The sequence below is a fragment of the Cellulomonas chengniuliangii genome (assembly GCF_024508335.1).
Taxonomy (GTDB): Bacteria; Actinomycetota; Actinomycetes; order Actinomycetales; family Cellulomonadaceae; genus Cellulomonas_A; species Cellulomonas_A chengniuliangii.
Map to the genome: position 1 here is coordinate 1033000 of NZ_CP101988.1, position 13936 is coordinate 1046935.

Annotated in this window: 7 protein-coding genes and 1 pseudogene; 6 read left to right on the plus strand and 2 right to left on the minus strand. The window is 72.6% G+C overall.

Annotated features, from left to right (window positions below; translation table 11 throughout):
* The first annotated feature begins 21 nt into the window (after positions 1–21).
* On the plus strand, positions 22–1386 hold the full coding sequence (locus NP064_RS04875) for an N-acetylglucosamine-6-phosphate deacetylase (protein WP_372456416.1): 1365 nt from the start codon (positions 22–24) through the stop codon (positions 1384–1386).
* 428 nt (positions 1387–1814) lie between these two features.
* Here the strand turns inward: NP064_RS04875 and NP064_RS04880 are convergent.
* Positions 1815–4307, minus strand: a pseudogene (locus NP064_RS04880) (beta-glucosidase family protein); the annotation flags it as partial.
* Positions 4308–4522: 215 nt separating this feature from the next.
* Here NP064_RS04880 and NP064_RS04885 point away from each other — a divergent pair.
* The 3 genes from NP064_RS04885 to NP064_RS04895 are packed head-to-tail and all read left to right on the plus strand — an operon-like array spanning position 4523 to position 8183.
* On the plus strand, positions 4523–6199 hold the full coding sequence (locus NP064_RS04885) for an extracellular solute-binding protein (protein WP_227570778.1): 1677 nt from the start codon (positions 4523–4525) through the stop codon (positions 6197–6199).
* 56 nt (positions 6200–6255) lie between these two features.
* Positions 6256–7197 carry an ABC transporter permease gene (locus tag NP064_RS04890; protein ID WP_227570863.1) on the plus strand — a complete coding sequence of 314 codons (942 nt, stop codon included), beginning with the start codon at positions 6256–6258 and terminating at the stop codon, positions 7195–7197.
* 38 nt (positions 7198–7235) lie between these two features.
* Positions 7236–8183, plus strand: coding sequence for a carbohydrate ABC transporter permease (locus tag NP064_RS04895; RefSeq protein WP_227570777.1), 948 nt, complete (start codon positions 7236–7238; stop codon positions 8181–8183).
* Here the strand turns inward: NP064_RS04895 and NP064_RS04900 are convergent.
* Positions 8173–9198: a LacI family DNA-binding transcriptional regulator gene (locus NP064_RS04900; protein WP_227570776.1), complete on the minus strand. Its 1026-nt coding sequence runs from the start codon at positions 9196–9198 to the stop codon at positions 8173–8175. The genes NP064_RS04895 and NP064_RS04900 overlap by 11 nt on opposite strands.
* A gap of 268 nt (positions 9199–9466) precedes the next feature.
* Here NP064_RS04900 and NP064_RS04905 point away from each other — a divergent pair, with 268 nt between their 5' ends.
* Together NP064_RS04905 and yicI are read left to right on the plus strand one after the other, a co-directional pair.
* Positions 9467–11524, plus strand: coding sequence for a beta-galactosidase (locus NP064_RS04905; protein WP_308015950.1), 2058 nt, complete (start codon positions 9467–9469; stop codon positions 11522–11524).
* Positions 11521–13800, plus strand: a complete 2280-nt coding sequence (gene yicI, locus NP064_RS04910; RefSeq protein WP_227570775.1) for an alpha-xylosidase — start codon at positions 11521–11523, stop codon at positions 13798–13800. The genes NP064_RS04905 and yicI overlap by 4 nt, the downstream gene beginning before the upstream one ends.
* Positions 13801–13936 lie beyond the last annotated feature (136 nt).

A 13936-nucleotide genomic window follows, 5' to 3' on the forward strand; every position in this document is an offset into this window, starting at 1 on the left:
CGCGCACGGCAAGATGGCCTCGTGAGCACCTCCGAGGAGCCCGCCGCCGAGCGCGGACAGGTCATCACCCCCACAGGCGCGATCCCGGACGGCGTGGTCGTCGTCGAGGATGGGCTGATCACGTGGGTCGGGCCGGCGGCTGAGGCGCCGCCCCGGTGGGCGGCTTTGGTCAGGCAGACGGCGCCCGGGCCCGGGCGCTCGGTGCTGCCCGGGCTGGTGGACCTGCACAACCATGGCGGCGCGGGCGCCGGGTTCCCGGACGCGACGACGTCCGACGAGGCCCGCAGGGCCGCGCGCGAGCATCTGCGCCATGGCACGACCAGCGTCGTCGCGTCACTGGTGACGGCCCCCCCGGAGGTGCTGCTGGCCCGGACAGCGCTGCTCGCAGACCTCGTGGAGGAGGGGGAGCTGGCGGGGATCCACCTGGAGGGCCCTTTCCTGTCCGCCCGGCGGTGCGGCGCCCAAGACCCGCGCGCGATGACGCCCGGCGACTCGCGGCTCGTCGAGTCGGTCGCGACGGCGGCCCGCGGCGGGCTGGTGACGATGACGATCGCGCCGGAGGTCCTCGGGGTGGTGGACGGCGGTGACGACGTCGTGGCGGCGCTGGCGCGAGTGGGCGCACTGCCGTCGTTCGGCCACACCGACGCGAGCGCCGAGCAGGTCGACGTGGGGGTGGCGCGGGCCATCGGGCTGCTCGGGGCGGACGGGTCGCGGTCGGCTCGCCCGACGGCCACCCACCTGTTCAACGGGATGCGACCGCCGCACCACCGGGATGCCGGACCGGTTGCCGCCTGCCTCGCCGCGGCGGCGCGCGGCGAGCTCGTGGTGGAGCTCGTCGCGGACGGCGTCCACCTGGACGCGGCCACCGTCCGTGCGGTGTTCGACCTGGTGGGTCCGGGCGCCATCGCGCTGGTGACCGACGCGATGGCCGCCACGGGGATGCCGGACGGCGACTACGAGCTGGGCGCGCTAGCTGTGCGGGTGGTGGGCGGTGTCGCGCGGCTCGCGTCTCCGGAGGGCCCGGGCGCCATCGCGGGCGGGACGGCGCATCTGCTGGACGTGGTCCGCGCGACGGTGCGGGGCGGCGTCCCGCTCGTCGACGCGGTGCGCGCGGCCGCCACGACTCCCGCCGAGGTGCTCGGGCGCCCGGACCTGGGCGCCCTGGTCGCCGGTCGGCGCGCGGACATCCTGGTGGTCGACGACGCGCTGCGCCCGGTCCGGGTGCGGCGAGCGGGGCGGCTGGTTCAGGGAGTGGGCGAGGCCCCAACCGCGGTCAGCTCGCCTGCGCGGACCGGTCCCGTCAGCACCACCCGGACGTCCACCACCTTCCCCACGAGCGACTCCCAGCCTGGGCCGGCGGCCACGGGAACGTCCCACCAGTCGTAGCGCCCGCCGTCGGTGGGCGCTTCGGCCGTCCCGGCCACCTGCCACGCCCCATCGTGGCCACGCGCCAAACCGGCCGCGTCCTCGGCCCCCCGGACCTCGACTCGAGCGCGTGCCTCGCCGGGGCCGGTGCGGGCCAGCGTGATCCGCAGGCTGTCGGAGCCCTGGGCGTCCACGGACCGCAGGAGCACCCATCCGCTCCGCGCGCCGGGGGCGGGCTGCACCACGTCACCGGCCTCGCGTGTCCGCTCGGCGAGCGTCGTGCTGTGCTGCTCGTCGTAGTCAGCCAGCCGGAGCGGCCTCCCGACGGCAGCCCGGGGCGGGACGGGTGGCCCGCCCACGCGCAACTCGGCGCGCAGCGGCTGCACGGCGCTCGACGGGCCCGCGTGCAACTCGTGGAGGCCAGGCTCGACCACCATCTGGCTCCGGGTCACGTCCCAGGTCGCGAGGCGCGCGACCGGGGCCTCGAGCTCGACGGATCGAGTCTCGCCGGGCGCGAGCGGCACGCGCGCGTGCGCGACGAGCCGTCGGCGGGGGACCTGCAGGCGGTGGCCCGGTGACGCCCCGTACAGCTGCACGAGCTCGTCGACGGGTCTGGCCCCTCGGTTGGCGACCGTGACCTGGGCCCGGACCACCGCGTCCGGGCCGACGTCGGCGCCGTCCAGCCGAAGCCCCGTGTACTCCACGTCGGTGTAGGACAGGCCATGGCCGAAGGCGTAGAGCGCCGGGTGCTCGGCGTACCAGTACGTCGCGCCGGCCTCGATCACGTCGTAGTCGAGGAGGTCGCCGACGTGGGACTCGTCAGCCGGCCAGGCCTGCGCGAGGCGGCCGCACGGCTCGCGGTCCCCGACGAGCACGTCGACCATCCCCGGCCCGAGCTCCTGGCCGCCGTGCGAGCTCCACACGACCGCCGCGGCCTGGTCCGCGACGTCGCCCAGGACGTACGGATAGGAGGACACGACGGCGAGCACAGCCCGCGGGTTGGCGTCGCGCGCCGCGCGCCACAGCTCGGCCTGCTCGTGGGGGAGGCGCAGGTGGGGGCGGTCCTCCGTCTCGCGGCCCAGCAGATGGGGGTCGTTGCCGACGGCGACCACCACGACGTCCGCGGCACGGGCCGCCTCGGCGACCTGCGCCAGTCCGGAGCGGACCGTGCGCAGGGTGAACCGCTCGGCGCCGGACAGGCTGGCGGCGTCGGCGGCGACCTGTCCGTGGCCGTGCTGCACCCGGAGCCAGCGTCCGCTGCCCAGGTGCAGGATCGACCACGTCGCGTCGTCGTGGCGGTGCAGGCGGAAGCTCTCCTGGACGACCCATCCGCCCACCCGCTCGGCGTCGGCGCGGACCACCCAGCCCGCCGCGGACCAGAGGGCGCCGGTCTGGGCCGAGCGGAGCGTCACGACCCCGTCGCCCCACGCGGTGATGTCGATCTGCGCGGCAGCGCGCGCGTCCGGGCCGTCTGCGAGGAGCGTCCCGTCGGCGTCAGGGCGCAGGTATCCGCCGGTGGTCGTGGAGCGGAGCGCCACGCGATCGGCGCCCTCGGCCATCGTCACCGCGCCGGGGAGCCGCGCGGCCAGCGCGGTCGCGATGCCCACCGTGTACGGGGGCGTCCCGGAGTACCAGTCGTGCAGGACGCGGTCGGCGTGGGGGCCCACCACGGCGACGCGCTGGCCCGCGCCCAGCGGCAGCACCCCGTCGTTGGCGAGCAACACCACGGACCGCGCGACGGCCTCCCGGGCAAGGGCTCGGTGCTCGGGCAGGTCGATGTCCTGCGGGCCGATGCCGGCGTACGGGTCGAGGCCCGGATCGAGCTCGCCGGTGGCGAGGCGCAACTCGAGGTGGCGCCGCACGGCGCGGTCGATGTCGGCCTCGGTGAGCAGTCCGCGCTCCAGGGCGGCGGTGATCCGGTCGATCGTCGGCTGGGCGTCGGCGTCGTTGTCGGTGAACGAGTCCACCCCGGCCCGCAGCATGGCGGCGTGGCCCGCGACGTGGTCGGGGTAGAAGCGCTCGAAGGTCACCAGGTTGCCCGGCGCCGCGGCGTCGGAGACCACGAGCAGCGACGCGGGGGTCCAGCTCCGCAGCTCATCGAGCAGCTCGCGGGCGACGTGGTTGGGGCGGCCGTTGACCAGGTTGTACGACGGCATGACCGCCCCGACGGCGCCTGCCTCGACCGGTCCGCGGTAGGCGGGCAGCTCGTACTCGTGGAGCACCCGGGGCCGGAGCCGGGAGCTGGTCAGCGCCCTGTCGGTCTCGTTGTTGTACGCGAGGAAGTGCTTGAGGGTGGGGACGGTGCGCCAGTACACCGGGTGGTCGCCGCGCAGCCCGCGGGCGTAGGCGGTGGCCAGCTCGGCGGTGAGGTGCGGGTCCTCGGAGAAGCCCTCCTCGTTGCGTCCCCAGCGTGGATGGCGCAGCGGGTTCACCACCGGGGCCCACACGTTGAGGCTGACGGAGGGGTCCTCGGCGTGCTTCGCGCGGACCTCGACGCCGACCGCCTCCCCGACTCGGGTGAGCAGCTCGGAGGACCAGGTGGCGGCGAGGCCGACGGGCTGGGGGAACACGGTGGCGGCGCCGAGCCAGGCCACTCCGTGCAGCGCCTCCGCCCCGGTGTGGAACGCGCGCAGCCCGAGGCGCTCCACGGCGGGGGCGTGCTGGTGCAGCAGCGCGATCTTCTCTGGGAGCGCGAGCTCGGCGAGCAGGGATCGGGCGCGCTCCGCGCGGAGGGCCGCTGCGTCGGGCTGGGTGGGCTGGACATCGTCGTCGGCCACGGAAGGTCCTCGGCTTCGGTGCTGGTGATCGGATGAATGGGCGGGCCGATGCTGTGTGGTCGAACCGTTTCGACGGATCGAGCCAGGCCTGCCCGCGCCACCAACCGTACGCGAAACGGGACTGTTTGCACCGCTGATCCGGAGCAACTGCCGAAAATCCGTCATGCGCGATCCGTGTAAAAAGGGGTATTGCGAGATTCGCTCACCCTGCCCTAGAGTCGGCCCGTCGAACCGCTTCGATGTCGATGGTCGAGGTGGCTGACATTGCTGTCCCGGGTCATCCGATCACTGTCGATCAGCCCGGAGCTCATCCCGGCCGTGCCACCGCGCACGGCGGTCCCCTCCGCAGGTGCGTTTCCACAAGGGAGTGAAGGGCGCTGATGAACACCACCACACACCTCCGCCACGCCGGCCGGGTCGCGGACGTCGCCCTCGAGAGGCGGTCCTTCCTGGGCCTGGTCGCAGCGGGCGCCGCCGTCGTCGGGGTCCCCACGCTGCTGACCGGTTGCGGGAGCCCGAGCGACCCGCAGGGCGGAGCAGCCGCAGCGCTCCCGATCGAGGACGCCATCCCCACGTACATCCCGACGGACTACGTCGACCCGGACTTCCCCAGCGTCAACGGCTCCACGCCTGGCTTCAGCCGCCTGCCGGACACCCTGGTGACGTCGGTGCCCACACCGCCCGGCAGTGGCGCGGTGTTCACTGCCATGACCCCGCTGTGGGGCACCATCCCCCAGGCCAAGGGCAACCAGTACTACGCGGCCGTCAACGAGATGCTCGGCTCCACCATCGAGTTCCAGATCGCCGACGGCAACACCTACGGGGACAAGCTCGCCACCGTGCTCGCCTCGTCCAAGGACGTTCCCGACTGGGTGTGCGTGCCCAACTGGAACCTGCCGCCCCGGTTCGCCACCGAGATCGTCGGCAACGTCTTCCAGGACCTCACGCCCTACCTGGCCGGGGACAAGGTCAAGGCGTATCCCAACCTCGCGAACATCCCGTCCGACGTGTGGAAGTTCTGCGTGTTCAACGGGCGGCTGTACGGGCTGCCGATGCCGGGGGAGATCCTCACCGACGCGACGTTCTACCGGCAGGACGTGCTCGACCAGCTCGGCATCACCCCGGACGTCAGGAACGGCGACGACCTGCTCGCGCTCGCGCTCGAGCTCACGGACGCAGGCTCGGGGCGGTGGGGCGCCGAGGACCTGTGGACCACCGCCGCCATCATCCACGGCGTGCCGCCGAAGTGGCGGCTCGACGACGACGGCTCGCTGGTCCACCGGATCGAGACCGACGAGTACCGCGCGGCGCTGGCCTGGAACGCGAAGCTCTTCGCGTCCGGCGCCGTGCACCCCGACGCGGTCGCCGCCCAGGACGGCGACGCCAAGCAGCGCTTCCAGTCAGGGCGGTCGCTCATCATGGCCGACGGGCTGGGGAGCTGGAACGAGGCGCTGCGCGACAACCTCGGCGCGAACCCGGCGTTCTGGCAGCAGCCCTTCGCGCCCTTCGCCGCGGACGGCGGAACGCCCGTGCTGTACAAGGGCAACCCGGCGAACATCTCCTCGTTCCTCAAGAAGACCGACGACGAGGACAAGGTCAAGGAGCTCCTCGCACTGGCGAACGCCCTCGCGGGGCCGTTCGGCACGGCGGAGTTCGACCTGGTCAACTACGGCGTCGAGGGCGTGCACTACACGAAGGACGCCGATGGCCTGCCGGTCCCGACCGAACTGGCCGCCAGCGAGGTGCAGCCCACCTACATCTTCCTGCTGAGCGGGCCCGTGGTGAACGCGAAGGTGCAGTACCCGGGCTACGTCGAGGCGTCCTCCGCCTGGCAGGCCGACGCGGCCCAGTACCTCACCGATCCGCTGTTCTTCGGCCAGCAGATCTCCGAGCCCCAGCAGTACGCCTCGATCGGGCAACCGTTCCAGGACCTCGAGAAGGACATCTCCCGTGGGAGGAAGTCGCTCGACGACCTGGACGTGGCGGTCCAGACGTGGAAGTCCGCGGGCGGTGACGAGCTCCGCGCCTTCTACCAGGACATCCTGGACAACGCGTGACGATCCCGCTCCTGCACCGCCGGCGGGCCGAGCCGGCGCCTGAACGCCCCGACGGCGTGGCCGCGCCGTCGGGGCCGCCGCCTCGACGGCTGAGCCGTCGGGCGCAGATCGCGCGCGACCGATCGCTGCTGCTGATGGTGCTCCCCGCGGTCGTGCTCTTGGCGGTGTTCGCCTATGTGCCGATGCTCGGCAACATCATGGCGTGGTCGTCGTACTCGCCGTACCAGGGGTTCTTCTCGAGCCCGTGGGTCGGCTGGGAGAACTTCGAGCGGGTGTTCAGCAACCCGCTGTTCCTCAACGCGGTGGGCAACACCCTGGCGATCACGGCCTTCCAGCTCGTGTTCTTCTTCCCGGTGCCGATCTTCCTGGCACTGCTGCTCAACAGCGTGATGTCGCCGCGGGTCCGCACCACCATCCAGTCGATCGTCTACCTGCCGCACTTCTTCTCGTGGGTGCTGGTCGTCACGCTGTTCCAGCAGATGTTCGGCGGCGCCGGCCTGCTCAACCAGACGCTGCGCCAGCACGGCTACGCGGGCTTCGACCTGATGACGAACCCGGACACGTTCCTGGTGCTCATCACCATGCAGTCGGTCTGGAAGGACGCCGGCTGGGGGATCATCATCTTCCTCGCAGCGCTCAGCACCGTGTCGCCCGAGCTGTACGAGGCGGCCGCCGTCGACGGGGCGAACCGGTGGCGGCGGATGTGGCACATCACGCTGCCCGCGCTGCGCCCCGTCGTGATCCTGCTCCTCATCCTGCGGCTGGGCGACTCGCTCACCGTCGGGTTCGAGCAGCTGATCCTGCAGCGCGGGGCGGTGGGCGTGGGCGTCTCGGAGGTCATCGACACGTACGTCTACTACCAGGGCGTGGTCTACGGCGACTGGAGCTTCGCCGCGGCCGCCGGCCTGGTCAAGGGAGTCGTCAGCCTCGCGCTCGTCCTCGGGGCGAACAAGCTGGCGCACGTCTTCGGGGAGTCGGGAGTGTACAAGCGCGCATGAGCGGACAGGTCTCACAGCTGACCCCGGGAGCGGCTCCCATGCCCCCCGTCCTCCCCGACGCCCCGCCGCCGCGAGCGCGGCCGAGGCGCTCGAGGCACCGGCCGGCATGGGAGGAGCCGCCGTCCAAGGCGGGCGCCGTCTCCAAGGTCGTCGTGCTGGCCGTGGTGGTGCTCGCGGTGGTGTTCCCGCTGTACACCGTGGTCCTCACGAGCCTGTCGACGCAGGCCGAGACGCTGCGCGCGGGCGGCCTGGTGACGGTGCCGGGCGAGCTGACCCTCAACGCGTACACCCAGATCCTCTCGGGCGGGGTCGTGACCCGCGCGGCCCTGGTCAGCGTGGGCGTCACGGCGGTCGGCACAGTGCTGTCGACGGTGGTCTCAGTGCTCGCGGCCTACGGGCTGTCCAGGCCGGGCTCGTACCTGCACCGCCCCATCCTGTTCGTCTTCCTCATCACGATGTTCTTCGGGGCCGGGCTGATCCCCACCTACCTGCTGGTGAGCGGCCTGGGCCTGATCGACTCGTACTGGGCGCTGATCCTGCCCGGCGCGGTGTCGGCCTTCAACGTGCTGATCCTGCGCAACTTCTTCATGGGCGTGGAGCCGGCGATCATCGACGCGGCGCGGATCGACGGCGCGGGGGACTGGCGCATCCTGGGCGCCATCGTGCTGCCGATGTCGAAGGCGGCGGTGGCGGTGGTCGCGCTGTTCTACGGGGTGGGCTACTGGAACGCGTTCTTCAACGCGATGCTGTACATCAACGACAACGCCAAGTGGCCGATCCAGCTGGTTCTGCGCTCGTACGTGCTGCAGGGCGTCTCGCTGCCCGGCGGCGGCACCGGCACCGTGGACGTCGCGACGGGCGTGGTCACGGGCCTGCCGGTGCAGATGGCCGTGATGGTGCTCGCGGTGGTGCCGATCCTGCTCGTCTACCCGTTCGTGCAGCGGCACTTCACCAAGGGCGTCATCTTCGGCGCCATCAAGGGTTGAGGTGCGCCGCGGCCGTCGGTGGCGCCGCGGTGGTGGCGCGCGCCGTCAGCACGGGCGCCAGCAGGCGCGTCTCGGCCGGCTGCTCGCCCTCCACCCGCGCCATCGCCATCTCGACCGCGACCCGGCCGATGGTGTGCGCGGGGATGTCCACGGCGGTCAGCGGGGTGGGCTGGCCGACAGCGACGTCCTCGGGGCAGATCGCGACGACCGAGACGTCCTCTGGCACGCGGCGCCCGCGCTCGCGGAGCGTCGCGAGGACCGCGGGCAGCGCCACCTCGTTGTGCACGACGATGCCGGTGATCCCGGGCATGGCCGCGAGCACGGCGTCGACGGCCTCGACCGCGCCGGTGTGCGAGGACTCGCACGACTGCGTTGTCGCGTCCAGGCCGAACGACGCCGCCTCGCCGCTGAAGCCGCGCAGCATCCGGTCCGCGTAGGAGGTGTGCCGCTCCAGGACGGCCCGAGGGGACCCGATCAGGGCGATCTCGCGGTGCCCGAGCTCGGCGAGATGCCGGACGGCGACCCGCCCTGCGGCCTCGAAGTCCAGGTCGACGCAGGACAGGCCCTCGGGATCCTGCGGCAGCCCGATCAGCACTGCGGGCTGGCGCAGCCCCACCAGGACCGGCACGCGCGGGTCGTCGGCCTCGACGTCCATCATGATCAGGGCGTCGACCATGGAGCCGTCGGCCACCCGCTCGAGCCCGGCGGAGTCGTCCTGCGTGAGCAGCAGCACGTCGTGCTCGAACGCCCGTGCGCTGGTGACCACGCCGGTGACGAACTGCATGATGACGCTGACGTTGACGTCCGCGCGCAACGGCGCCATCAGGGCGAGCACGTTCGTGCGGCTCGAGGCGAGGGCGCGCGCGCCGGCGTGCGGCCGGTACCCGAGGTCGCGGATGCTCCGCTCGACGCGCTGCCGGGTGGGCGCGGAGATCGGCCGCTTGCCAGAGAGCACGTACGAGACGGTCGACGTGGAGACGCCGGCCGCTCGTGCGACGTCGTCGATGGTCGCCACGGGGCGCCCCCTTCCGGTCCGGTTGTCGGGTGGACTATCGGGCCGTTGCGCCTCGACTGCGCTCACCCTAGCGGGGCGGGGGCCGTGACTAGTGCACTGGACGGATCCGTTCGCCCGTCCGTATGCGTAAGCGCTTCGACGATCACTGGGCGCTTCGTGACGGGTGATGTCCACAGTTGCCGCTGGACTCGCTCACCGAGATCGGATTATCGTGTTGAACCGCTTCGATGAGCCTTCGCCCACGGGCGCGGGCAGGGACAGAGGGCATGTGGACAGCACCACCCAGGACAGGCCGTCGGCCGCCGGGATGCTGGCGCCTACGGGGCGCACGGGCCTCGGCGCCCTGACGCGCGACCTCGGGATCCTGTTCGGCGGCGACTACAACCCCGAGCAGTGGGAGCCCGACGTCTGGCGGGAGGACGTCGCCCTCATGCGCCAGGCTGGCGTCAACCTCGTCACGCTGGGCGTCTTCAGCTGGGCCCGGATCGAGCCACGGCCCGGCGACCACGACTTCGCCTGGCTCGACGAGGTGCTGAGCCTGCTCCACGCGGCGGGGATTGCCGTCGACCTGGCGACGCCCACCGCCTCGCCGCCGCCCTGGCTCGGCCTGCGGTGGCCCGAGACCCGCGCGGTCACCCAGGACGGTGTCCGGCTCAGCCACGGGTCCCGCAACCACTTCTGCCCCTCATCCCCGGTGTACCGGGAGCGGGCGCTCGCGATCGCCCGCGCCCTCGCCGAGCGGTACGGCGCGCACCCGGCGGTGCGGATGTGGCACGTCGGGAACGAGTACGGCCAGGTGTGCCACTGCGACCTGTGCGGGGCCGAGCTGCAGGCGTGGCTGCGCCGCCGGCACGGCACGATCGCCGAGCTCAACAGGGCCTGGGGCACCGCGTTCTGGGGCCAGCGCTACGACGACTGGCGCGAGATCGTCCCGCCCCGCGCAGCGCCCTACCTGCTTAACCCGACCCAGGTGCTCGACCACCGTCGCTTCGCCTCCGACCAGCTGCTCGCGGTGTACCGCGAGCAGCGCGACGTGATCCGGCGCCTCGCGCCCGGGACCCCCGTCACGACGAACTTCATGGGGTTCCACCACGCCACCGACTACTGGCGCTGGGCGCCCGAGGTCGACGTCGTCGCCGACGACGTCTATGGCGACCCCGCCGACCCGCGGTCCCCCGCGGCGCTGGCGCTGACCCATGACCTCATGCGCTCGCTGGCCGGCGGCGAGCCGTGGATGGTCATGGAGCAGGCGGCCGGCGCCGTCAACTGGCGCCCGCACAACGTCCCGAAGTCCCCGGCGCGGATGCGGCTCGACTCGCTGCGGGCCATCGCCCGCGGCGCGGACGGCTCCTGCTTCTTCCAGTGGCGCGCCTCGGCCTTCGGCGCCGAGCGGTTCCACTCGGCGCTGCTGCCACACGCCGGGGCCGACACCCGCCTGCACCGCGCGGTCCAGGCGCACAGCGCCGAGCTGCGCCGGCTGGCGTCCGTGGTGGGGACCGGCGTCGAGGCGCGCGCGGCGATCGTCTTCGACTGGTCGAGTTGGTGGGCGGCTGAGGAGCCCGCCCAGCCCTCCGACCGGCTCCGTGTCCTGCCGCAGGCGCACGCGTACTACCAGCCGTTGTGGCAGGCGGGCATCGCCGTCGACGTGGTCGGCCCCGGCGCGGACCTGGACGGGTACGACCTGGTCGTCGCGCCACAGCTGTACCTCGTGGAGGACGACGACGCCGCGCGCCTCCGCGGGGTGGTCGAGCGCGGCGGCGTGCTGCTGCTGGGCCCTTTCTCGGCAGTCGCCGACCGCGACGGCCACGTGCGCCCCGGGCGGTTCCCGGCGCCGTTCTCCGACCTGGTGGGCGCCTCCGGCGAGGAGTACTGCCCGCTCCCGGACGCCGGCGCTCCCGTCGTGTCGGAGGCGCTTTGGGACTTCACGGCGTATACCTGGGCCGAGCGGCTGCGCCTCGAGGGCGGCGAGGCCGTCGCCCAGTTCGCCGGCGCGGACCTCGAGGGCTGCCCGGCGATCGTCCGGCGGCAGCACCCCTCCGGCGGCCAGGCCTGGTACGTGGCCACCACGCCCCCGCAGGAGGTGCTCGACGCGGTGGTGCGGCAGTGCGCCCACGCGGCCGGCGTGCGCGGCGTGCTCGACGACCTACCGGAGGGCGTCGAGGCCGTCCGGCGCGGACCCGTGCTCTTCCTGCTCAACGCGAACCCGGACGAGCGTGTCGTGGCCCTGCCCGGGCCGTTCCGCGACCTGCTCACCGGCGACGACCACACCAGCACGGCACGCCTCCCCGCGGAGGGCGCCGTGGCCTTGATCGAGAGGACCCCATGAAGTTCACCGACGGTTACTGGCAGGTCCTGCCAGGCGTCAGCATCCTGCGCCCCCAGGCGGTCGACGACGTGGTCGCCGGCACGGACACGCTCACGCTGTACGCCGCGACCGGGCCCCTAGCCACCCGCGGCGACACGCTCAACCGCCCGCTCATCACGGTGTCGTTCCACACGCCGATGGACGACGTGATCGGTGTGACCATCGAGCACTTCCAGGGCGGCGTCGAGCGGGGACCGCGGTTCGAGCTGGCGAGCGCGGTCGCGAACGTGAAGGTGTCCGGCCCCGACATGTCGGGCGAGGCGGCCGCGACGTTCCGCTCGGGAGCGCTCACCGCGCGCGTCGCGACGGAGGGGGAGTGGACCGTCGACTTCCAGGCCGACGGGCGCACCTTGACCTCCTCGACGCCGCGCAGCGTCGGCGTGATCACCGACGCCGAGGGCCGTCACTTCGTCCGCGAGCAGCTCACGCTCGGCGTCGGCGAGCACGTCTACGGCCTGGGGGAGCGGTTCGGCGCGCTGGTCAAGAACGGGCAGACCGTCGACATCTGGAACGCGGACGGCGGCACCGCCTCGGACCAGGCCTACAAGAACGTGCCGTTCTATCTGACCGACGCCGGCTACGGCGTGTTCGTGGACCAGCCCGAGCGGGTCTCGTTCGAGGTCGGCACGGAGGTCGTCTCGCGCGCCCAGTTCAGCGTCGAGGGCCAGTCCCTGCGCTACTTCGTGATCTACGGGCCCACGCCCAAGGACATCCTGCGCAAGTTCACGGCCCTCACCGGGCGCCCGGCGCGCGTGCCGGAGTGGTCGTATGGCCTGTGGCTGTCCACGTCGTTCACGACCAGCTACGACGAGGCGACGGTCACGAGCTTCATCGACGGCATGGCGGAGCGCGACCTGCCGTTGTCGGTCTTCCACTTCGACTGCTTCTGGATGCGGCAGTTCCACTGGTGCGACTTCGTGTGGGACCCGGCGACGTTCCCGGACCCCGAGGGGATGCTCGCCCGGCTCAAGGCCAAGGGGCTCAAGATCTGCGTCTGGATCAACCCCTACATCGCGCAGCGCTCGGCGTTGTTCGCCGAAGGGCGCGAGCGGGGGTACCTGGTGAAGAACCCGGACGGCTCGGTGTGGCAATGGAACATGTGGCAGGCCGGGATGGCGCTGGTGGACTTCACCAATCCCGAGGCCACCGCCTGGTACCAGGGCAAGCTCCGCGGGCTGCTCGACATGGGGGTCGACGCGTTCAAGACGGACTTCGGCGAGCGGATCCCCACGGACGTCGTCTGGCACGACGGGTCGGACCCGGCCGGGATGCACAACTACTACACGCACCTCTACAACAAGGCGGTCTTCGAGCTGCTCGAAGCGGAGAAGGGCGCCGGCGAGGCGGTGCTGTTCGCGCGCTCGGCGACCGCCGGGGGGCAGCAGTTCCCGGTGCACTGGGGCGGCGACTGCGAGTCGACGTTCGTGTCGATGGCCGAGTCACTGCGCGGCGGCCTGTCGTTGGCCATGTCGGGGTTCGGCTACTGGAGCCATGACATCGGGGGCTTCGAGGGCGTCCCGGACGCCGCGGTGTTCAAGCGGTGGCTCCCGTTCGGGCTGCTCTCCTCGCACAGCCGGCTGCACGGCTCCGACTCCTACCGGGTGCCGTGGGCCTTCGACGAGGAGGCCGTGGACGTCACCCGGCGGTTCACCCGCCTCAAGCTGGCGCTCATGCCGTACCTCGCGCGGATCGGCGCCCAGGCGCACCAGGAGGGCGTGCCGGTGATGCGCCCGATGGCCCTCGAGTTCCTGGACGACCGCGGCGCCGCGACCGTCGACACGCAGTACATGCTCGGTGACGCGCTGCTGGTCGCGCCGGTGTTCAGCGCCGAGGGCGACGTCGAGGTCTATGTGCCGGAGGGGACGTGGACCCACCTGCTCACGGGGGAGCGGGTCACCGGCCCCCGGTGGGTTCGCGAGCGGCACGGGTTCGACTCGCTGCCCCTGCTGGTGCGCCCGGGCACGGTGCTGCCGGTGGGCGCCCGCTCGGACCGGCCGGACTACGACTACTCCGACGGTGTGACCCTGCACCTGTTCGAGTTGGAGGACGGCCACACGTCGACCACCTGGGTGCCCGACCTCGGCGGCGAGGGCGGAGCGCGGTTCACCGTGACGCGCGAGGGGGGCCTCGTGCGCGTCGTGGCGACGGGGGCGCGGGGTCCGTGGTCGGCGCAGGTCGCCGGTGGCCCGCGGGCTGACGCCGCGCCCGGCGACGATCTGCTGGAGTTGCGGCTCTGAGCTCCTGTGCGAGGCCCTGCCCTGGGTGGCCGCCACCTGGGCAGAGCCTCGCACAGGCGCACGCCGTGTTGTATCGTATCGATTCGACCCCGGGCGCCGCCCGCCGCGGTCCTGAGGCGCCTGAGATGGCGCCGGA